The organism is Levilactobacillus yonginensis, from assembly GCF_003946265.1.
Classification (GTDB): Bacteria; Bacillota; Bacilli; order Lactobacillales; family Lactobacillaceae; genus Levilactobacillus; species Levilactobacillus yonginensis.
On sequence record NZ_RHNO01000007.1, the window covers coordinates 73408 to 96503 of the forward strand.

Sequence of the window (23096 nt, forward strand, 5' to 3'; positions counted from 1 at the left end):
CCCCATTCACCCGTAGCGTAACACGCTGGGTGATGCCAGCCAAAGATAATGGCGGCAAAGGGAAGATTTTGTAAAGTTATCGTTAATCGTTCTGGGATGGGTCGGCATTGCTATCAGGCTGCTTGTAAACCTGACGCGGCTTACTGCCCTCTTGGGGCCCGATGTAGCCTCGCTGCTCCAGGTCATCCATAATACGGGCAGCCCGGTTGTAACCAATGCGGAAGCGTCGTTGCAGTAATGACGTGCTGGCCTTTTGTTGCTCGACCACAAACTTCAGTGCGTCGTCAAAAAGCTCATCATCGCTATCACCAGCATCCTCCTGTTGCAATTCCTCATCAGTTACCATCATGTCCTCGTCGTAGTCCGCAGACTGTTGTTGCTTGATGAAGTCAACCACGTTGGCCACGTCATCGTCCGGAATGAAGGCTCCTTGGACCCGGACCGGTGAGTTCGCATCGACCGGCTGGAAAAGCATGTCCCCCCGACCGAGCAATTTTTCGGCACCGTTTGCATCCAAAATAGTTCGGGAGTCGATTCCACTGGAAACGGCAAAGGCAATTCGGGACGGCACGTTAGCCTTGATCAGGCCGGTAATGACATCTACGGAAGGCCGTTGCGTGGCCAAGATCATATGAACACCGGCCGCCCGGCCCATTTGCGCCAGCCGAATAATGGCGTCTTCAACTTCATTAGAGACCGTCATCATCAAATCAGCCAGTTCGTCCACCACGACCACAATATAAGGCAACGTTGGCCGTGCTTGGTCATCCTCGGCATTTGCCTTTTGAACAAAGGCATTATAGCTGGAGATCTTCCGTTGACCAAATTGAGAGAAGAGCTCGTAGCGTCGTTCCATTTCCGCCACGACCTTGTGTAAGGCCCGTGCCGCTTTCTTAGGTTCGGACACCACTGGTGTTAACAGGTGTGGAATCCCATTGTAAACACTCAGCTCCACTTTCTTGGGGTCAATCAACATAAGTTTCAGCTGATCTGGCCGTGCGTTCATCAGCATACTGGTAATGATGCCATTGATAGCCACGGATTTACCACTCCCCGTCGCCCCCGCGATCAGGAGATGCGGCATCTTCGTGAGATCCATAGTCACCACTTGACCAGTCACGTTACGCCCTAGCGGAACCTCCAACGGTTTGTTGGGATGAGCTGGTTGCGCTTCAACCACATCTCTAAAGGAAACGGTTGACACTTCCTTATTAGGAACTTCAATACCAATCAAGGATTTTCCAGGAATTGGTGCTTGAATCCGAATCCCTTTAGCTGCTAAAGCCAAAGCCAGGTCATCCGCCAAATTAACAATGCGGGAGACCTTGACCCCAATGGCCGGATGCAATTCGTACTCGGTCACGGACGGTCCCAGGCTAACATTCTTGACCTCGGCGTCCACCCCAAAGCTGTCCAACGTCTGCTTTAAAATCTTAGTGTTGGCATCAATGGCGTTAACTTCCTCGGTCTGGTCGGTCGGTGGTACCTGCTTCAACAGGTCGGCCGTTGGCAACTGATAGTTGGGATCGACCGGTGTGCTGCTGGCCAAAGCTTCAGCGGTCGCATCCGCCGTCTCCTCTGGTTCAGGAGTTGGCGCCGGTTTAGAATTTTCATTGGCCGCCACGGTAATGTGGTAGCTCGGTTCATCCTTTGTTTTGGCGTGCGGTTCCGGCAAATCCTTGTCGTTCGGATCTGCGGGCAGGCTTGCTGCCGGTTTGTCGTTAGTCGTGACGGAGACTGGTCGGGACTTGGCCCGTTGGTCACGATGTTCCTGAACCTTTTCTCCGCCCCGTTTCAGCGCTGCACCGCTAGCCTGAGCGCCCCGATGAAGCGTTGCCCAAGTCGTTTGCAGCCACGACTGAATCGTACTGAAGGGAATCTGGAAAAAGACGATTACCCCACCAGCCATCACTAACCAGGCAGCAATCTGAGATCCCACCAGCGCAATCAACCAGGCCACAATGCTCAACTCAACGGCGCCAATGACCCCACCACCCAGTTGAGCAGTCAGTCCACCAGTCCAAAGATCAGACAGGCCGTCATGCCAAATTGTACTTAGAAATTGACTGTGTTGATCCACCTGTAAAAAATGATTGGCGGAGATCCATAGCAGCCAACCGCCGTAAATCAGGCCACTACCCAACCAGTAATGACGCGGCAGTCGCGGTAGTTCTCCCGTGACAGTGAGGGTGGCCCCCAAAGCGGCCACCACGATGAGCCCAAACTGATAGGTGTCCCCCACAATCAAGCGGACTAGGTTCGCAAAGAGCGTTCCCAGCAAGCCTAGATTGAACAGTCCTAAGGCCGCTAGGGCAATCAGAACTAACCCAATCACGTTAGCGGTGTATGGAAACGGCTGCTTCTTGGCCGAAGTTTTCCGGCGTTTCGTTGGCTGGCGCTTCGCCGTTTTCCGGCGCGTTGTTTTTCGTTTGGTAGCCAACGGTGAGCCTCCTTTCACTCTTTATTTTAATTTGTCGTGTGGGTAAGTATGTACCCGTTCCAGGTTAGGAAAAGCCTGTTGACGCATGACTTCGTAAATCACAATTGCCGCACTGTTGGACAGATTAAGGGCCCGAATATGCGTATCGTCTTGTGGAATCCGAATGCACTTTTCACTGTGTTGCCGCATGAATGGTTCTGGCAACCCCGTCGTTTCCTTCCCAAATAGGAAGTAGTGATCATTCTCGTTCACACTGTAGTCTGGTTCCGTATAATCTTGGTCGGCAAACTTGGAGACCAGGTAGAGTTGCGTTGGATCCGGAATCGTGTCTAAAAAGGCCGGCAGATTCTCATGATACCGGACGTCAACCTTATCCCAGTAGTCCAAGCCGGCCCGTTTTAAGTGGGCGTCGTCGACGGAAAAACCCAGGGGCTTGATCAAATCTAAAATCGTATCCGTCCCCGCACAGGTCCGGGCGATGTTCCCCGTGTTGGCGGGAAATAGCGGTTCAAATAACGCAATGTGGTTTGCCATAAAATTCTCTTCTCCGTTCTGTTATCAAACATTCGTTCTGTCCCATCATTATAGCCATTTTCAGTGGGTTTTGACAAGAGAGTAACGGGGTTAAAGCCAGATTATATTCCTAGAGATTTTTTGGATGAATACCGCGCGCTCCGGCAGTCAGGGCGGGAACCAGCTGTGGGGACGCTTCAGCCAAAGACCGGGCTTCTCGCTCGATTTGACCCCCCGTAAGTTCACGGGTCTTCAAATTCGCCCATGTCGTAACCTAGCAAAATACGCTAGCTAACGACATTTTCACTGCTGGCCCCACACTGACCGCCTCCGACTTAAATTGATGACTTCTTACAATAAAGTTTTATCAAATTATGCCATTGGCCCTACTGACCTTAGCTGATTTCAACCTAATACCTACTCAATTCAGAAGCTCAAAAAAATCTGTCACTGGATCAAGTCAAAAGCACCGCACAACTCCCTCGCCCATCTAAAAAAAGGACAAAATAAAAAGCAGTTCCTCGGTGTGGGCACGGCGAGGAACTACTTTAGTGAAGTGCTACTTGTCAGCCGCTAACAGTTATTCACTGATGTCGACCGCCAAACGATTTCTCATAGGTCAATATAACACTCCCCCGTTAGCTGTTCAAGAACTTTACATAAGATTTTTTAACGTTTTACTAAATCCCTTGTGCCGTTAAGAGGGTCACGTCCACCGTGATTTCTGGGAATGGATTGGCCTTAACTGCGGCCAACCGGTCTTCCGACGCTCCCCAGTGCATCGGTGTCATCAACATAAGGTCACTGAATAGCTCAGCTGGGACCGGTACCTGGTAACGGATCCGTTCAACACTTGAATCCGGATAATGCTGCTGGAACAGGTTCAAGACGTTGCTATTGTCATAGGTCGCATGGGTACTGCCGGCTGGGAAGATGGCTTGCCGTAACTCAATTAAGTAATCGGCATTGGGAATCACCTTTAGGAGCTGTCCTCCAGGCGCTAAGACCCGGTTGAACTCATTATAGGCGGATGGCGAGAATAGGTCTAAAATCGCCGTAAATTGGCTGTCAGCGAAGGGCATCTGGGCCAGGTCAGCCACGCAGAAGAACGCGTTGTTCTCAAGCTGCGTGGCGAGGTTGATTCCTGGCTTAGACAGGTCAAACCCAACGGCTGTATCCTGCCCGTCACGCTGGGCGAGAACGTCGTCTAACGGTGTCCCTTCCCCACAGCCAACGTCTAAGATTGTTTGCGGGGTAGCTGGCAGTTTAGCCGCAAAAGCATCCGTGATGCCCTTAAACAAGCCAGCCTGCAGCATCCGCCGCCGGGAAGCTAACATGGCATTGTCATATTCGCTAGCTACCGCGCGCTGCATGAAATACAGTGTCCCCTTCTTAGAGAGGTCAACGTTGTGGCCATTGGGACAGATGAGGCTGTGCCCCTCGACCGTGGCGTACGGTTCCAGACAGACGGGACACCGAAATAGTGTGGGACGAGCGGCCAGAAAAGCCGTCGCTTGATCAATTTTCTTCATTTTCACTGACTCCTTGTTCGACAACGGGTTCTTCATAGCCACCCGCAAATTTCTGATACCAATGGAAGATCTCCGTGGCAACGACCCGAATGACGGCGTAGCCTGGAATTCCCAAGACGACCCCGAGCACCCCAAATGCTTTCCCCGCAATTAGCAGGATAAAGATAATGGTCAGTGGATGAATCTTGAGTGAGCTTCCTAACACAATTGGCGAAATGATTCGCCCTTCTAACGTTTGTTCAATAACAAAGACGATGAGCACTTTGACCAGCATCCACGGTGAAATGAACGCGGCTACCACAACTGCCGGTACCATGGCCAGAAACGACCCCAGATACGGGATCAGATTCAGTACGCCAGCAACGATACCTAAGAGTAAGGCAAACCGTAGGCCGACAATCAAGAAACCAATGTAGAAGAGAATGGCCACAATGAACGCCACAATCAACTGCCCCCGAACGTAGTTACTGACCTGCCGATTCATTTCTCGCAGCAGGTGAACCACGGAGGCCCGTCGCTTAACTGGTAAGATTTTTGCCAGATAATCAGGCAATTGGTGGCCATCCCTCAAGAGATAGAACAGAATAAACGGTGCCGTTACCACGGCTACCACCACGGAAACGACGCGACTCACGATTCCCCCTACTGAACTGACCGTGTTCTTGGCGAACGCGGAGACGGCGGTCGACGAACTAGATGAAAGTTGCTGGTTGAATTGGTCCAGTTGGCTGCGAATGCCATTCAAACGGTCGTCTTTCAGCCAGGTCATACTGGTCTGCGTAATCTGGTGCCAGTAATGCGGCCACTCTGTGATGAGTGACGTCATTTGCCGCTGAATCATGGGAATCAGGCTGAGCAGTCCCCAGGCAATCAAAAGGGCCACAATAATAAAGAGTCCAATGATGGACCAACTGCGGTGAATCCCCCGTTTCTCCAACCGATCAACCACGGGATTTAAGAGATAATAACCCACGCCGGCCAGAATAATGGGAAGTCCCAGAATCTGTCCCACCAAAACAAACGGCGTTGCGAGCCATGGGACTTTACTTAGGACAAGTAAAATGAGTAAAATAAGGAGCGTGATTGTCAGGATGGAAACTAGGCGGTTATTGACGACCCAGCTCCAGAACCACGACCGATGCTGCTTAGATTCCGGTTTCAATAGTTTCACTCCTAAAGAAATAAAATGGTGCGTACATTGTACCATACTGTTCGCCGCTGTAACGCAAGCGGCCAGAGAAAGGATGACGATTTTGCTGTTAGTTGAACCGTTACTAGAAAATTATACTGAATTACCCGCTGCCATTAGAGCGGGTGCCAAACGGGTGGCCCTCGCTGATAACTTGGCGGCTGGTGGCACCACGGTCAGCAAGGGCGTCATGGGTGAAGCCGTGCGTTACGCCCATGAGCACCAGGTAGCCCTCGACTTGATCATCGCGCCACGGGGTGGCAAAGCGCCCTACAACGGCGTTGAAATCAAGATGATGGAGGCGGATTTGTTAGAGGCCCAACAATTAGGGGCTGACGGCGCCATCTTTGGTGCCCTCACCGACCAGAACCAGTTGGATGTTGAAGTCCTCAGTACGCTAATTGCCGCTGCTGGTGGCATGACGTTGACGTTTGATACGGCCTTCGATCAGATTCGACCACAGGACCGCGGTGCGGCACTGGATTGGTTGGGTAGTCAGGGTGTCGACCGGGTCCTGAGCACGGGCAAGTACGGCGACGACCGTGAGGCTGACTGGATTGCCAGCAAACGCTTGGCCGATGCAGACAGCGTGGTTCTCGTACCAGCTGGCGTAACGGCTGACGAAACAGCTGGTGTGGCTGATGCGTTAGGTGTTAAGTTGGTTTATGGAGAAAATGTGCTGTAAGGATTTCTACTCGCCTATCAGCACACATTCAACTGTAAAAAGCAATTTTTTCAAGACACATTTTATTTTCAAATATATGTGCATATCTATAAGTTACACATCACTGTATTTGTTGATAACGTCCATCATAAGTGAGCCATATAACCGGGAAATTATACTGACAACTTCCACACAATGCGTTAATATATTAGTATATTAACGCAAAAATAAACGATTTTGCCTGTCTATTTAATTAAGGCATATTCGATATCCAACATTTTATTGTAAAGGAAGCATCCGGAAATGACATCAAGAATCAACGATATTACTTTCATGCCAAATGGCCTAGTTGCTACACATTCTCACATGGCTGAGCAACTTAGGATTAATCAGCCAATGAAAAACCTACTCTCAGAAAAGCACATCTACAGTAACATCAAGGATGATACTTCCAAACGACTACCTGGAACCATGGAGTTTCCAGTTAATGTTCAAATAGAACCTTACTCACAATATTTGGGAGGTCGTCGTTTCTTTTCAATGGGTGCCTTCAGCTTGACTGGCAATAACTCACTTCCCATTAACACAGTAGTTGGACGTTACTCTTCCATTGCAAGCGGTGTAATACGGATGCAAGGTAGTCATCCAATAACTCGTTTCACATCATCAATGGTGAGCTATGATCCACGTAACCGGGCTTTTAACGATTATCTAGAGACTTCTAAAAATGCTTTTCAGCACGTTGGAAGCCCCGTCAGAAATGGTGGTCCAATTATTATTGGGAACGACGTTTGGATTGGTCAGGATGTGAGATTTGTTCCAAAGGGTGTTACGGTTGGTGACGGGGCAGTGGTTGCCGGCGGCGCACTAGTAACAAAAGACGTTCCACCATACGCTGTCGTTGGAGGCGTTCCTGCCCGAATCCTCAAATTCCGATTTCCACAAGAAGTTATCCAACGTCTCTTAAAACTTCAATGGTGGCAATATGGGTTTGGTGACTTTACAGGCGTTCGTGCCGATGACAAGATAGAAGATTTTATTTCTAAGGTTGAGCACCTAGTGCAGATGGGTGATATTCAACCATTTATGCCTAAACCCATTGATTTCAGCGAATTCAAAAAAACCCAAGAAAATGATTAATTAATTGTGAATTCCACATGCACACTAAAAAAAGAGGTTGCTGATCAAACATCAGCAGCCTCTCTTTTAAATAGCTAAAATCATTTTTCATCTAAACCGTCGAAATCCGCCATCGTAACAATTTCAGGTTCATAAGTCTTAAGCTTACCAGCTGCTTGCAGACTCTCAACCTCGTCCAAAAATTTGTCAATTGGATCATCAACTTTAATGTTTGTAAATTGTCCGAAATCATATTGCCACCACTTCAATGCCATTAATCTTTTAATGGTTTCAGGGTCAAAACGATATTTAATCACATGGGCTGGAACACCAACCACCACTGCGTATGGTGGAACATCTTTGGTAACTACTGAATCAGCGCCAATGACGGCACCATCATTGACCACGATTCCCTTAGAAGAAAAGGTCACATTCTCCCCAATCCAGACATCATTGCCAATAATGATTGGATACTGCTTTGTCAAATTGCTGCTAACTGGATCAATATGTACGTCAACATCTTCCTTGTACGCATTAAGAGCAACATTGTGTGCTTCGTAGGTCAAAGTTGACGAGGTAAAACGATTAGCTGGATGATTAGGCCCCATCTCCCCCACACCAGCAGAAATAACTGAATATCGACCGATAATCGTATGAATTGGCAAATTACTTTGAGAATAACTGAATGCGCCCATTGAAAACACATGTCCACCTGAAGTAAAAATAGTGTATGGTTCTACTGACGCGTTCCGAGCCACATCAAGTCGTTCATTCAATCTGAATCGACTATCCGCAGACATAAAATGAGTGAAAATTCTGTGAGCTTTAAACATCTTGCCAGTTTCTGACGTAAAACTAAATCGTTTGCTAAAATGTTCCTTCTCATAAACTAATCCCTTTTGAAAAAAAGTAACGCCTTTTATTTCTGTTGCCATACCGCACTCACACCCCTAAGTTATTCATCGAAAGCTATGTATAACGCTTTTGCCAAAATTCATCTCTAAAATATTAACTGTTTTCACTATACCACTTCTCTTAATAATGATTAAGCTTGATTCAGTCCGACGCTTTTTAAAATATCCTTACGAATCATTCAAATCGTAACAAAATAATTGTTAACGAAATGTATTTCAAAATCTTTTTGACCAGCTAACTGTTTCTGAGCTTCAAATGATGTATGATTTCAAAAAAATGGGATGCTGAATTCAGCATCCCATTTTCCAACCATAACCATGGTAAAGTGAAAATAAACATTCTCAATAAACTACTTAGCAGTTATCCAAAAGCCCCAACACCCACGACATACTGTTCATTTGCAACCTCAATCCGATAGTAATCATTATTTCGATTACTTGTATACTTTTCAATCACGTGAACTGACTTTCCCACTAACCCAAGTTTTTCAGTATTGTCAATTTGGGTTGCCTTTTTATGTCTCTTCTCATCAATAACTGCATCGTCGAATTGATAAGCATTGTACGTTTTAACTATCACCATCCTTTGGTCTACTGACTGCCTAGTTTGCAACACCTCATCTGCAGAGTTTATTTCAACACCCCAGTTTTCTGAATTAAAAGCCCTACTATTAATGACATATTCTTTTCCCGAATCCAAGATTCGATAATAGTCATACCCTTTATTGCTTGTATATTTCTCTATAACGTGAACCTGCTTATCAAGTAAGCCCATTTTTTCTGCTGTACCAGCTTGTGTGGCATTTGCAATTGCTTGTTGAGACAAAACGACTTCGTTAAACTGATAAACATTGTACGACGCACCAATAGTGAGTTCCTTTTCAACTTTCTGTCCCTCTTGAATAATTTCACCTGGTGAATTGATTAAAACTCCCCAATCGGTCAGATCAAACGAAGAGGCCTTAGTAACATAGCTCGTTCCTTCGCTTGAAATGCGATAGTAGAGATACCCTTGATTACTTATATATAGTTCCGTTGCCTTGACCGATTTCCCAATAAGCCCTTTCTCAACCGTGGTTCCCAACAGCTCAGCTTTTTTGTTCAATTTATCATCAATAATCTTGTCATCAAAATCGTATAAATTAGAGTTGCTTTTTATTCTTAGAGTAACGCTAAGTGGCTCTCGTGATTGAAGAACATTGTCGACATAATCTAGTTCAACTCCCCAGTGCTTAGAATTAAAAGCCGTTGACTGGATAACGTACTCCAGTCCGTCAAAGTTAACACGATAGTAGATATAACCTGCTGAGCTCTGATAACGTTTAATTATTTTTACCTTCTGATCAATCAGTTGCAAAGTATCTGTCGTACCAACTTTTTTGGCGCGAATCGTTTTCTTCTGATCAATTATGTCATCACTGAATTGGTAAACATCTTCCGTAGCACCAACCGTTAACTGAGTGTCTTCACTCGGTTCATACGCTTGTATCATGTTACCGCTTTGACCAATTTCAACACCCCAGGTATCGAGGCTGAACGCTCCCGATTGAATAACGTACTCTTGGTTTTTAGCCTTGATTCGATAGTATGTGTAACCTTTACTACTGATATACTTCTCAGTAACTTTCACCTGTTGATCAATAAGATTCTGCGTCCGAGTATTACCAGCTTGAATTGCCTTCGCCGTCTCTTTATTATCAATAATTGAATTATCGAATTGATAAACATTATACTGCCTTAACACTGGCATCGTTGTCTCATAAGCTTCATAGCTTTGAAGAACTTCATCTACTGAATTGATTTCTACGCCCCAATTTTCCGAATCAAAAGCATTTGCCATAACAACGTAAGACGTTCCATCAACCTTGAAACGATAGTAGGTATTCCCTTTAGAACTTGTATAAGACATCGAAATATTAACATTCTTACCAACAAGATTTAGTGTTTCAGTATTTCCTAAGAGCGTAGCTTTTTGCGTTCCCTTATCATCAATGACTTGGTCATCAAACTGATAGACGTTATATTTACTCCCAATTGTAAGCTGTTTATCTACATTTTTTTTACTTTGAATAACTTCATTCTCAGAATTAATCTCTACACCCCAGTTAGCACTATTAAAAGCACTCGAATGAAGAATATAGTCTACACCGCCTAAATTAATTCGATAATAGATGTACCCATTCGTACTCACATACTTAATGAGCGCATGTGCCTGCTTACCCACAATTCCAAGAGCCTTCGTCGTGCCCACCTTGGCTGCCCTGATAGAGGGTTTCTGATTAAAGTCTTGTTGCTCAAATTGGTAAACACTCGCATCGGCCCCAATCGTTTTCACTTCATCTACTTTTTCCTGACTTTGAAGCAAATTATCTGGTGTATCTATTTCTACACCCCATTCAAAAGCTTTAGCATTCACGACGTAGTCTTCATTGTTAAAATTCACCCGATAATATGAGTCACCATTTTTAGTTTGGTATTCAGTTCCTACAGTAACTATTTGATCGAATAAACCCATATGTTCTACGGATCCCATATTCTTTGCCACTTCTAGTTGTCCAGTTTCCAAAACCTTATCATCCAACTGATATACATCATAATTTTTATCTTTTACAACCAAGTCACCCGAGCAATTCTTTTTCAATTGAATATAATCACCCATTGATCCAATCTGCACACCCCACGGAAGTGTTGCACTTACAAGTCCAGTAAAATAATTGACACTTTCCGAACTTCCCGAAAATATCCATTCTGCAACTTTCCTTGGTTTCTGCCAGGTAGTCGCGGCCATTGCGAGTGCTGCAGCATCCATTGTTGTACTGGTTATCCCCTTCATGTTCACTAAGGGAGCTCCAGCAATTTCTGTCGTCCAGTAGGCCATAAATTCACTTGAACTCACACCAGAATTACTGGCATTTAAACCATCAAGGCCCCCACCCAAATGTGGAATACCTAATGCATGGCCAATTTCATGAATAACCGTTGCCTCTTTCCAATTCTGCTGAGCTTGAGTAGAGATACCTAAACTTTGAAGCTTCCAATTATTCGGATAAAATTTAATTCCATTCCCGTCATAACTTTGACCGCCTAAGACCCCAGGGTTACCATCCATAACGTCATGGATGACTTCATCACTTTTTTCAGCGGAATCAACCACCTCAACAATTTTTTGACCAGCGATAATATTCCAATACTTAGCGGCATCCTTAATCATCTGTGTCGTCATAAAACTGGATTCATTATATAACTGAAGAACACCATCGGAACCCGTAAAGTTTTTTAAATTGCTACCCATCAATTGATAGACATAATGTGAAGAGACACTATCTAAACTTAGATTTCCGGAATAATCAGTGCCATGTGTAATTGCCGTTAGCTGATTCAATTCACCTTGTGAGTAAGCACTCTTATCTATGACACCCCCTGGATTACAGAACGGGAGCGTATTTTGATAGTTACTCGCCCTAGCTATACTGGATAAACCAAATAAAACGCCAACTATGGAAATGACTGTCAGAAAAATACTTGTGGCTAATCTTTTCATAAATTTTGTCCTCTCTGTCGTCAATTACTTTTAACTTGTCAGGGTATTTCCGAAATTATAAATTTAAAGACAGCCCACTTTAGAAGAAATACTAGAACGGCCTGTCCTTAATGAGTTTCCAACTTTTAGTAAATCACCCGATTGATACCTCTAAAATCCCTAAATCATTAATTACTCTCTTAACAACAGAATTAATATACTTGCTCAGAAGACAATTATAAAACCCTTTAACTGTTGTTGTCTTACTCGAACCCATCATTACATAGTCGATTAATTGGAGCGTGTGTGGGTGCACTAACAAATATTCCCTCTGAGGAGAAGATAAACAACAATAAATCCAAGATATTTCCAATCATACCGGATTCAAGATCAATAGCATCTAATTCAATAACCACGAGGCCACGTATTTACCTTTAGAACGTTAGCTAAACATATTTCCCTGAAAACCCTAGCTTACCCTTAAGTTTCAGGTCACAAAATTTTGCATATGCCAACCTAAGAATCACAATTTAAAACCTGCAATTTTTCCCTGAACATTTTCAATTACATCAATTTAATGTGACTTATATTAATAACCCTAAAGCAGTTGCCATTTTACACCATAACGATATGAAGCCAAGTAGTTATAGAACTTCGGCTGATGACTTATCATTGGTTCAAGCTGTTGCCAATATTCTTGCCGATGCGTAGTCTCTAACGCCATTTCTAAGACACGTTGCCGCGCAAAATCCTTAGTTTGTTGTTCTACCTGGTTATCCCAGAAAGTCATTAACTTTTGTGGTTCACTAACAAGCTGACTGAATTCACTGAACTTTTCTGGCAAAAATCTCTCAAAAACATATTCCGCTTGAGCTGTCGTCGCGCGAGAAATTTTCATCTTATGCTCGTTCAAATACATATACCTAGCCAAAATATAACAAGCAATTTCTGCATTCATTTCATGATGATGAACATGAAAACCAGCAAAAAAATTATTGATTCGAAGTATTTCTGAAGTCTCACCTTCATTCAAATAACCAGCTTGTAGAAGCCTCGTTCCAGTCAAAATGCTAAAACGGTTATTCGTTCGAGCACTGCTCATCAGGTAGGGCGCGCTGTATTTAGGCGCCACATCATGTGAAATCCAGAATTTAAATAAGACACTACTTGCACTAAGAGTACTCTCACACTCCTGCCAGATGGCCTGACGCTGCTCATCCGAAATACCTGGCAATTCAAATTTCAGTGATGTTTTATAAGAAATATCTTGCTCAGCCAACGTAGAAGTATTGGTTCTCAACCAATGATTCGGTGAAAAATCTTTATTCTGTGAAAAGCTTTTTAATTCGGCTAGTTCAGTATTAGTAATGCGGTCAAAAATATCGGTATGCTTTGATTTCAAGATTGCTAAAACGTTCTTTGTCGATCTTTCATGTACCACTACGGACTCGCTTGTGGGTTCATCGTTCCTTTTGCCCCACCTATGAAACAATCCTTTTTGTGTGACATTTTTTTCTTCAATCGATTGCTTTAAAAATTCATCTAAAATCAATTGCGAGTTAAACGTAACACCCAATGCATCGTGTACTAAAAGCTTTTTATGACCGGAATGAAAAAGATCACTAAATTCAATAGGTAGCTGTGCATCTTCGAAAAATCCTTCAGGTTGAAAACTACTAATTCTAAAGTGTATTGCTAATATCCCAAAATAAACTGCATAAAGTCTTTCAAGAAAATCTGGAAATTTAGTTCCACCAGTCTGTGTATAGTCCTTTAAATCTGTGAGTAACGGGTAAAAATCAACTACCCGATAGTAATCCCTGATGATTGGATATTGTCGAATGAACGGATAAATAAAGAATTGAATGTTAGCGACTAATCCCCTAGTGAACGAAAATTCTGCAATATCAAAGTTAATTAACTTGCGAACATCTGCGCTATAACCCATAAATGCAAAATCTGAAAACTGAAGAATTCTACCCGTGCGTGCTTTAAAGATTGCTATTTGATGTTCAAAGACTTGTGGGAAATTTGGTAGATTCCATTGTTGCACTTTATCAGCCACCCTTGGGAGTGGATTGGGTTCATCAAGCATCGCTACCAATTTACGTGTACTTGGCAATGCTCGGTCAGTTCTCGTTTTTAAAACGATAGCTTCAGCTGGTATTACATCCAAAGCCGCTTGCATTTGCTTAGCCTGACGCCAGTAGTTCACGGAACCTGACCGCATCCCCGCAACCAAATGATCATTCTGCTCAGATTCTACAATTGCGATGTCATTCTCTACCAGCTTTTCACGGAGCGATTTCAGATTTGCGAACTCATCTTTCCATGTAGTTACCACGATACCTTGGATGATTCCTTTCTGCCTGGACTTCAATAAGAAATCCATGATCATACTAAAATCAACCTGATCTCTAACTGTTCCACAAACCATTGCCCATACTGTCCGCAAGTGAATCCCCTCCACAAAGATTTAATGATTTAGAATCCAAAATAAATATGCCGAATTGTTTATTTTAATCTATTTTTTTGATAAACGTACTGCAGCGTTTGATTGTCAATCTTCCAGTTATCTAATTGACTCCCATTTGACTTCAAACCTAGAATCAACTTGGAAAACTCATTTTCCGTGACTGCTCGTGGTTGAAACTTGGTCTCATGATTTTCAGCGTTCATAAATCGGACAGTTAACAACATACCACCCGCACTGGCACTTATTTCGACGAATCCACCAAAAGGTAATGAATGAGGATATTTCTTAAATTCTCCTTCACTGTTGAAAAAAGCATTCCCAAGACCATAAAAAACTGGATGACCCGAAATCAACTCAATATCCTGTAATGCGTGTGCCCCATGGCCTATGATGATATCTGCCCCTGAAACAATCATTTTCATTGCTAATTGTTTTTGACGTTCAGCCACCGGTTGAAAATCCGTACCCCAATGTGGGGAAACAACTATCAACCTATCTGGATTCTGGAGTCGTTCCCGAGCAATTTTATGAAGTAGTTCTTCACCTAAGGGTGATACACCCATCTTGCCAAACAACGAGTAAAACTCGTAGTCCCGATAATATCTCCTGTTGTACCAATATGCATTAAAGAGGGACATATTGACACCTTGTCCATTTATTCGTATGGGGTTTGTTGCCTTATCAATATCCTGTCCTACCCCAATATGAGGAATCTTTGCTTCTTCTAAATACTCGATGGATTGTTCAAATCCATTTTCTCCATAATCCCCACCATGATTATTGGCCAACAAAGCCAATCCTAGATTTGCTTTCTTAAGAGCCGACAATGTTTTTCGAGGCTTACTTCCAAGTACAAATGTCTTTGAATTCAATAATTTTGAGCTTTCAAAATCATCCACTAAGACTGATTCCAGATTAAAGACATTAAGACTACTTTTTTGGAGAAAGGACTTCATCCCCAAAAAAGTATAATCATACCCCTCATCCGAAAGCGGATCCCATTGTTGACGTTTCAACCGCCGCTCAGAATAAAATTCACCTGGATAAACATCTCCCCAAAAGCTGACGACTGGTTGATCAGACTTTAGATTCAATTCATCGATGGTATAAGCAGACAACTGCGAGCCAGAAACTTCATTTACATCTTCAACCAGTTTTGAAAGAACAATATCGCGCTGATAACCATTCTCTGCACCCAATATCACATACATATTCGTATGATCGAATGCAATAGCATCACCATTGTTTGGTCCGAAAAAGTAGCCACCTGTCAATTCACCATTTTTCACTAACATCGTCGAATTGTAAAAGTACTTGCCTGATTGAACACAATCAGTTTGATGCATCAAATCCCTATACGACAACTTTAACTGTGAGAAGGCTACTCCTAAGCAGCGAAGCATTTTAATATCATATCTTTGCTTAACAGAACTCCGGATTCGCCCTGTTTGATTTGCCAGAGCTCCTTCCAATTTATTTATCCAAGGAAGTTCTCGATAATGTGCACTCATTTTTTTATGCGTTTGTTCACGAACCATCTGACAAATTGCGAGTGCCACAGCCGGATTAGACGTAACTAACATCAAGTCAACTAACTGCTGTGCACTCAGCACCTCTTCCTCTTCAAAAAATTTATGACTTGGATCATTTTCCTTCACAAATTCTTTCGATAATTGTGTCATCGTATTAGGTTTGATTTTTTGGATGCTCATCAAATTCAGAAAGACATACAACGTAACCGCATTCCCAATACCAGATTCAACTTGAGTGTCTGAATTTCCTATACTTCTCAAAATTTGATTGTGTTCCAGCAAAATTTTTTGAGCAAACATTGCTTCAATCAACTCCCAACAGCGAATTTCGAATAGCAAATTCATAGTTTGCCTTATTTTTCGGTTCTTTTATCGTAAAAAGGCCATTTAAAATATCCCAGTATTTACGCTTCTTCGTTAATTCTAGAGCTAATTCTACTAGTCGACGGTAACGGACTTGATGCTCACCATCGTCAGCCTTGTATAATTGTTCGTCAAAGAACAGCTCTAATTTTGTAGACTCCTTTGAAGCCAGCATAAATGCCTCAGCTTTCCCCGGGAGATAACGGTTCAGTACCGCATGAACCTGCTTCGAAAGCTCAGGCGTCACTTCCTGCTGCTCCTGACAGACATATGCCCAATAGCTTAAGATATAACAGCTTACCTTGACGTTGATTGTTCCGTGAAGACGATGCATGCTCGCCCGAAAGTTATTGATACGTACTACTTCCTTTGCAACCTCATCACTCAATTTATGCTCTCTTAATAATCTGGTCAAAGTCAAGATACCATACTGGTTACCAGCCTTCGCACAACTCAACAGGTATACTGGCGTATCAATTGGTGTAAGCTGATGCTTACACCAATATTCAAATAAAAAGTTTGGTACGTTACTTGATTTTGAACATGCAGTCCAAATTTCGGCTTGCTCCTCAGCTGAAACACCTGGAAAAGTAAATGACATTGGAACACTATATTTCGATTTTGTAGCCTTTACCTCAACCCGCGTTCTGCGAAGCCAATGATGAGCTGAAAAAGCTTCATCTCTTTGAAAAGCTTCGAGCTCATCCACTTCTTTTGGAGTAGCTCTCTGCAAATTATCGGGCACAAATGTTGAAAACAATTTAAGTACGTTCTTTGTACTCAAATTGTTTTCAACTCCAGTTTGCTTCACGAAGTCTTCAAGTATCTTTTTTGAATTAAAAGATACTCCTAATGCATCATGAACAAGATGACCGCTATGCCCAGTTTTGAAGAAATCAGCAAACTCAATTGGTTGCCCGGTAGGTCCCAACTTTTCTGGATTCAAACTTAGTAGTCGAAAATGTGTCAATAAGATTTGAAAGAAGGCAGCATATACCCTTTCAAAAAATTGTGGAAATCCCTCCCCCTCATGCAACGTATAATTTTCTAAATCATCAATTAGCGGGCGGAAATTGATCAGATGGAAATAGTCTTTGATCACAGGAAAATCTCTGAAAAATGGATATATGAAGAACTGTGTGTTAGCAACCAAATCCCTTGACAAATAAAACTCGGAAACATCAAAATTTATCAACTTTTCAATGTCATCGTGGTAGCCCAAGAAAGCATAATCTGTATATTGCATAATTCTACTGGAACGAGCCTGTAAAACAGCAATTTGATGGTCAAACTCAATCGGGAAATTCTTTAGATTAAAGTTCTCAGTAGCATTTGACACTTTTGGTAACGGGGTTGCATCAGACAGTATTTCAACTAAACGCTGGGTAGCTGGTAATGCTCGATCTGTACGGGTTTTTAGAACAACCGTTCCACGTGGAATAACATCTAAAGCAGCCTGCAGTTGCGTAGCTTGTCGCCAATAATTTATTGAATTGCTTTTTAATGTTCCTACTCTTGAATCATTAGGCAACGACTCTACCAACTTCACATCATTTAACTTTAGTTTCTCCTGTAATGCCTGCTTCTCACGCAGTTCATCCTTCCAGGTTGAAAAGACAATTCCTTCAATCGTCCCCTCTTCTCTCCACGTTAACAGCCGATCAATAATCAAACTAAACTCAACCTCATCTCGGAGCGTCCCACAAACAATCGCCCAAACATGTTTCATTTGGCTGCCGCCTCCTTAAAGACCGCCAATTCTTCCGGCGTTCCAAGCACATGGACAACATCAAATGGGATATCCGTATAAGTTATCTTGGCACCCTCCTGAAGCAAGTAATGGTACATTGGCGCCACGTAAACCTCGCCGTACTCCTGTTTGATGGCCGCTCCATACCGTTGGTAGATGTCCGCAAACTGTTGAAAGCTGGCAAAATAGTAGAACCCCACGGACGCGTGGTCAGAGACCCGCCGCTTTTCCACGACATCAGTTACGTGACCGCTTTCATCCAGTTGAACAAAAGACCAATGATTCCCTGGCGCCGTGAAGGTCGTCAGATTACCATCGCAATCTGCCAAGTCCGCCTTTAAAATATTGTTCGGCTCAACGTAAGTATCAATATTGTAGACGGCAACCCCCGCCTCTGGCTTGAGTACATTCTTAGCAGCCATGACCGTCGATGCCTGGCCAGAGGTTAATTCGTCAATTTCAACTAACTGAAATCGGTGAATTCCTGCCTGGTCAATCAGCTTCTCCAATTTATCACGGTCATACTGATTCTTTCTAACGACGAAGATAAACTCCTCATCCACGAAGTCTTTCAATGACAGCATGGCCCATTCAAACAGACTCTTACCACGAACTTCAATTTCATGCTTAGGAACTGTATAGCCAACTTTTCTGAAGCGGGACCCCTGTCCAGCCATCGTGACAACAATTTGCAATATTACCCCTCCAAAGTCTTTTCCATAAATGGTGCGAACTTAGTGACTCCCACTGCCAACATGGCCTTTTGCCGTTCTGGCTTATCTTTGTGCAGCGGAATCATACTCAAGAATAACAATGATTCAATCAATTGAATTTGCTCGTAGGCAACGGCATCGTTCAAATGTTCTTGCAGCATCGATTCAAACAACTGGCCAATCTGTTCTTCATTTCCGGAAACACTCAAGGCATAGTCCAGATGACCATCTGTATCCGCCTCAACGTGGAACATGTCCGAGATAATGCAATCATACTTACCGGAAAAACTATGCATCATCTTAGCGTAATCATACTTAGCGTCACCGTAAATATCAAACTTCCCGAACTTCCCTCGTGGATCGATCAACCGCATCACATGTTTAGAATTATCATACAAAATATTAGTCATACAGAAGTCACCATGGATAACCGCAAAATTCTCACCCTTGAGAACGCCGCTATCATCGAGCACCTGTGGCAGCGCTTCAATAATTGCGTTGATGCTCGGGTATTGCTCACCATTAATAGTCAGTGGTTTATCAGCAATCTTGGCGTAGAACTCATCTTCTTTAATCAACCGGTGTAACCGATCCACCGTCTTGTTCAAGTACATATCCGCAACCGTCTTCTGATATTCATCGTGGTCGACTGTCACCTGATACTGATTCATTTCGGAACGCAGGAAGAACATTTCGTCAATAATTTCTCGCCAAAATCCCAGTTCAAAATTCCCATACAGAAAGAGATTATGCAGACTCTCATAGGAGAAATACTCCATCTCAACGAACGGTGCATTATAGTTCAACGAATAATCAAAGATCCGTGGGGCAATGTAGGATAACCGCTTAGGTAGTTTCAAATACCACTTAACTTCACCCAAGAACTTATCAACATCCGTACTCTCTTTCCGGATAATCCCCCGTTTGAAATCAATATTGGTTTTGTTAAAGAACCTCGCTTCAACTTGTTTCGCCTCGGCATACTTGTCACTATGTCCAAAGTCCAACCATTGCTCCGTCCCGGCCGTGGACAGTGGGTACTGCTCATCATAAATTTTTAAGTTTTCGTAGAATGATTTAGCACCCTGCCAAGCTTCCGCCAAGTGCTGACCAGCACTGAAATTGAACACCCCAACGGCCGCCTGATACTCAGTCTGGTCGTCTTGAGGGACCATCTTATCCGTAAATTTCACGTGTTGCTGATCATCAAAGGTTACAGTGGTCCACCGGCCAGCATCGGCTACGTGATGCGTGAAAATTGTATCCGGCTTCGTTAAATCAGCCGCTTCAACGACCGTATCACCAAAGATAACGGTCAGCTCTTGCAGGTCACCCTTCTTGCGGAGCGTCTGCATTGATTGGGCCACGGCTTCACTTAGATTCAATCCACTGGCTACTTTGATGGGCTGAATGGCTAAACTTTTCTTGCTAATATGATTTTCAACGCTGTCGTCGCTAGCACTCACGGCAACGTACATTTGATAATCGAGTGGTGCGTACTGCTGGACGGTTTTATCAATAATCAATTGCCCATCTGTCACCGGAATCATAGCTGGGTAGATATCCCCAAAAGTCACTTGCATATCGTCGGCAATTTTAGCAGCTGAAAGCATAAGTAATGTCTTAGTCAATGTACGTCACGCTCCTTATCTACTAACGCTTCTAATTCTTCGGGAGAACTCTTAAGGAACTCACTCGGCCGAAACGCCCGATCATCAATATAATAACCACCCCGGCCAGCCCAAGGCTTACCAAAAATAATTTCATCATACGGAACACCATACTTGGCTAACCACTTCTCAGTGATGGGTGCCGTATACTTATTGATCTTCCCCAAATTTCCTTCGTAAGTTCTCATCTGACGAGACGTGAATAGAATGATTCGATATCCTAGCTTCTGCCATTCTCGAATTTTATTGATGACACTCGTCTTAGGTGCAACGTCCAAATAACTTTGGTCACTTGTTTTTAAATCACACAAAGTTCCATCAATATCAACGACTAAACTGGTTGTTTTATCCATGTCATATTCCTCCTCAAGTGATGCCTTACCCTCATCAACAGATTATCTAAAACGCCATTACACCAGCTCAAAGAAAGAGCTAGCGCTTACAAGTTCATGTTAACACAAATTTACTGTACATACATTATTTTACTATAACTATTTTATTGTCGTCCTGGTTAGTTCTAAGTTACCCGATTGTTGTTCCTGAATTCTCACCAATGTGAGCTTTAATCGTAGTGCTGGTGGTGGGTAGCTGGTTTATTAGGGTTTTGAATAAGTTAGTCAATTTGCCTTACTTCAAAAAATTAAGCCACTTATAACTTCTTTCAAAATTCAGCAAAACTGCACATATTTATACATATGTGCAGTTTTGCTTGCTACCAACTATTTACCTGAAACTTTCAGCCCTATTCTTCCCAAGGATACTTGCCATCCGCATTCTTTGGCGTATGCTTCATCATACGTTCAGTCCGCTTATCCAATCGCTTACGGGTTTTCTTTTTATTTCTAAATCTGACGAATAATACTGCCACTCCCAATACCACATAGATACTCATTCGAACAAAGAATTGGACCTTCTTGTAAGCGAAAAAACTGGTTAGGATTATCATCAATTCTCACTCCCCTTAGTATTTGTAGTTATAGTAGTTAATTAAGCCGGACAGAAAGTGCTCACAATCATCGATTCGCGTTCTAAAGTGATCATGCCGCGCAAAGAAAGCGCCAACAAACTTTTCCGGATAGTAGAAGTACATTGCCAACTCCGGCTCAAACGTTCCCGTCGCCATTTCGTGTTCAGCTCTTTGACGCCAAACTCGCCGTAGCCGCACCAAATCATACCCTTCCATCAAGTCATCATTGCCAGTGGCTTTAATTGTGTCCGTCATTTTGACGGCTGCATTCAACAGCTCTAATAACGTTGGATAAGAAGTATCTCGTTTCTCGATAAAGTCCAGATGATCAAAAACGTTCTTCAAGCCCATTGCCATGTAGTCACGATTCGTTGAGAAAATCTGGAGTGCTTCATTCACAGCATAGGAAATCCAATGATCGTGGTACTGACCATAATTATTAGCAACCATGAAATCCAACGTTTCTTGGATAAGCTGCTTGACCGTCTCATCACCAGTCAATTCGAACAAACGAGCCAAGGCAAACGTAATTTCGCCTTCATAGTAAATGATTCGAAAGGCATCCTTAACACTCAGATCCACGTTCAATACGTGATTGAAGCGACCTGACTCTTGGCGGAACGCCGTGACCCCCTTGAACGCCTGCTGTGCATACGTTAAGAAAGAATCGTCTGACGTTACCTCTTGGTATTTGCACAATGCCAATATCAACATCGCCTGGGCACCAAGCTTAACCTCATCATCGGCTTTCTTATTGTGTTCAACAGCAAACAATGCATCACCTTTAGTAAACGTAAGATGGTCAATCCCCCATTGAAGGGCCAACTTTACTTTTTCGATATCTTCGTTTCGATTGGTAAAATCAATTGCTTCCAACAGTGCGTAGATAGAGGAAAAATGGCGCACACTATTGTAATTGGTCAGAACTCGCTGCAGAGCTGGATAGTAACCGTAAATAAATTGCCCATCATCTTTAATCTGCCGCATCAAAAACTTTTCACCCGCCTGCAGGTAGGTATTGATTTCCTGTCTTGGATTTGTGAGCTCTCTGACACCAATTCCCCGGCTTTCATCCTCACGTAATGACCAAATCTCTGCCCCATCTGAAAAAACACCTCTGGTAACAAACGTCCAAACGTACTGGGTATCTTCAATATTTGGAACTGAACTATCAGTTCGAGCTTGGAGGTACTTTTTAATTTGCTCAAAATCAATCCAAGACTCTGAAGCGTTCTTGCCAACTTTATGTTGCTTACTTGGTTTGAAAAACTCGTGACCATTAATTTCCATTTCCAACAACGCCGTCTTAAAGTCGGGATCAAAACTGACTCCTCGACGCCAATAATTCATGCGGAACATATCATTTAAATTCTGTTTGAGGCTAATTAGTTTTTGCCTTTGAACTGACTCAACAAGTTCGATACGTACCCAGGCATGCTGTGGTGCTGAGGCCAAGATACTCTCAACCTGGTTCCAAACCCGTTCAAAGCTACTATCCCGAATAAAATGAACCTTAGCCCGGTGGCGTCGATCCGACACAGATAAAGCCAGCGTAACTTTGCCAGTCACCTTATCTTTAACGTTGCCAAGATTGGTAATAGCCACCTGATACTGTTTGATTACTGACTTCTTCATAGATTGAGCCGCCTTTCCTACTAACTTCTTTTTAATAATAAGGGTCCCCCCAGTTTGACCCGAAGGGGACCCGCTGAGCATAAATTGATTATACCCACT

At 43.3% G+C, this 23096-nt stretch carries 16 protein-coding genes; 2 read left to right on the plus strand and 14 right to left on the minus strand.

Translation table 11 applies throughout. The features are described from left to right. Positions 1 to 82 precede the first annotated feature (82 nt). From EKM87_RS05440 to EKM87_RS05455, 4 genes are all read right to left on the minus strand, one after another. Positions 83 to 2440 (minus strand): FtsK/SpoIIIE family DNA translocase, encoded by a 2358-nt coding sequence (locus EKM87_RS05440; protein WP_125682664.1) that lies wholly within the window; start codon positions 2438 to 2440, stop codon positions 83 to 85. A gap of 21 nt (positions 2441 to 2461) precedes the next feature. Beyond that, positions 2462 to 2974, minus strand: coding sequence for a tRNA (cytidine(34)-2'-O)-methyltransferase (locus EKM87_RS05445; protein ID WP_125682666.1), 513 nt, complete (start codon positions 2972 to 2974; stop codon positions 2462 to 2464). A gap of 659 nt (positions 2975 to 3633) precedes the next feature. Then, positions 3634 to 4485 (minus strand): methyltransferase domain-containing protein, encoded by an 852-nt coding sequence (locus tag EKM87_RS05450; RefSeq protein ID WP_125682668.1) that lies wholly within the window; start codon positions 4483 to 4485, stop codon positions 3634 to 3636. Then, on the minus strand, positions 4472 to 5647 hold the full coding sequence (locus EKM87_RS05455; RefSeq protein WP_125682671.1) for an AI-2E family transporter: 1176 nt from the start codon (positions 5645 to 5647) through the stop codon (positions 4472 to 4474). The genes EKM87_RS05450 and EKM87_RS05455 overlap by 14 nt, the downstream gene beginning before the upstream one ends. Positions 5648 to 5729: 82 nt before the next feature. Here EKM87_RS05455 and EKM87_RS05460 point away from each other — a divergent pair, with 82 nt between their 5' ends. Next, a complete protein-coding gene (locus EKM87_RS05460) occupies positions 5730 to 6359 on the plus strand; it encodes a copper homeostasis protein CutC (RefSeq protein ID WP_318530963.1) in 630 nt (209 codons plus the stop codon). A 282-nt stretch (positions 6360 to 6641) separates the two neighbouring features. Further along, positions 6642 to 7478 carry a CatB-related O-acetyltransferase gene (locus tag EKM87_RS12670; RefSeq protein WP_318530964.1) on the plus strand — a complete coding sequence of 279 codons (837 nt, stop codon included), beginning with the start codon at positions 6642 to 6644 and terminating at the stop codon, positions 7476 to 7478. A gap of 80 nt (positions 7479 to 7558) precedes the next feature. Here EKM87_RS12670 and EKM87_RS05470 read toward each other — a convergent pair whose 3' ends face one another. The 10 genes from EKM87_RS05470 to EKM87_RS05515 all read right to left on the minus strand — a co-directional run bounded on the left by EKM87_RS05470 (position 7559) and on the right by EKM87_RS05515 (position 22997). Continuing rightward, positions 7559 to 8392: a CatB-related O-acetyltransferase gene (locus tag EKM87_RS05470; protein WP_225428402.1), complete on the minus strand. Its 834-nt coding sequence runs from the start codon at positions 8390 to 8392 to the stop codon at positions 7559 to 7561. A 340-nt stretch (positions 8393 to 8732) separates the two neighbouring features. Beyond that, a complete protein-coding gene (locus tag EKM87_RS05475) occupies positions 8733 to 11912 on the minus strand; it encodes a GW dipeptide domain-containing protein (RefSeq protein WP_125682675.1) in 3180 nt (1059 codons plus the stop codon). Positions 11913 to 12489: 577 nt separating this feature from the next. Beyond that, complete coding sequence (locus EKM87_RS05480) at positions 12490 to 14346, minus strand: hypothetical protein (RefSeq protein ID WP_125682677.1); 1857 nt, start codon at positions 14344 to 14346, stop codon at positions 12490 to 12492. Positions 14347 to 14405: 59 nt separating this feature from the next. Continuing rightward, entirely contained in the window at positions 14406 to 16211 is a 1806-nt protein-coding gene (locus tag EKM87_RS05485; RefSeq protein WP_164506435.1) for a CapA family protein, read from the minus strand. Then, positions 16204 to 17991, minus strand: a complete 1788-nt coding sequence (locus EKM87_RS05490) for a hypothetical protein (protein WP_125682680.1) — start codon at positions 17989 to 17991, stop codon at positions 16204 to 16206. The genes EKM87_RS05485 and EKM87_RS05490 overlap by 8 nt, the downstream gene beginning before the upstream one ends. Next, a complete protein-coding gene (locus tag EKM87_RS05495) occupies positions 17988 to 18707 on the minus strand; it encodes a glycosyltransferase family 2 protein (protein ID WP_125682682.1) in 720 nt (239 codons plus the stop codon). The genes EKM87_RS05490 and EKM87_RS05495 overlap by 4 nt, the downstream gene beginning before the upstream one ends. Before the next feature lie 2 nt (positions 18708 to 18709). Next, entirely contained in the window at positions 18710 to 20356 is a 1647-nt protein-coding gene (locus EKM87_RS05500) for a hypothetical protein (RefSeq protein WP_125682684.1), read from the minus strand. Next, positions 20353 to 20748: an HAD family hydrolase gene (locus tag EKM87_RS05505; protein WP_125682686.1), complete on the minus strand. Its 396-nt coding sequence runs from the start codon at positions 20746 to 20748 to the stop codon at positions 20353 to 20355. The genes EKM87_RS05500 and EKM87_RS05505 overlap by 4 nt, the downstream gene beginning before the upstream one ends. A 389-nt stretch (positions 20749 to 21137) precedes the next feature. Then, on the minus strand, positions 21138 to 21341 hold the full coding sequence (locus EKM87_RS05510) for a hypothetical protein (RefSeq protein ID WP_125682688.1): 204 nt from the start codon (positions 21339 to 21341) through the stop codon (positions 21138 to 21140). A 15-nt stretch (positions 21342 to 21356) separates the two neighbouring features. Continuing rightward, on the minus strand, positions 21357 to 22997 hold the full coding sequence (locus EKM87_RS05515) for a glycosyl transferase family 1 (protein WP_125682690.1): 1641 nt from the start codon (positions 22995 to 22997) through the stop codon (positions 21357 to 21359). Positions 22998 to 23096: the final 99 nt, after the last annotated feature.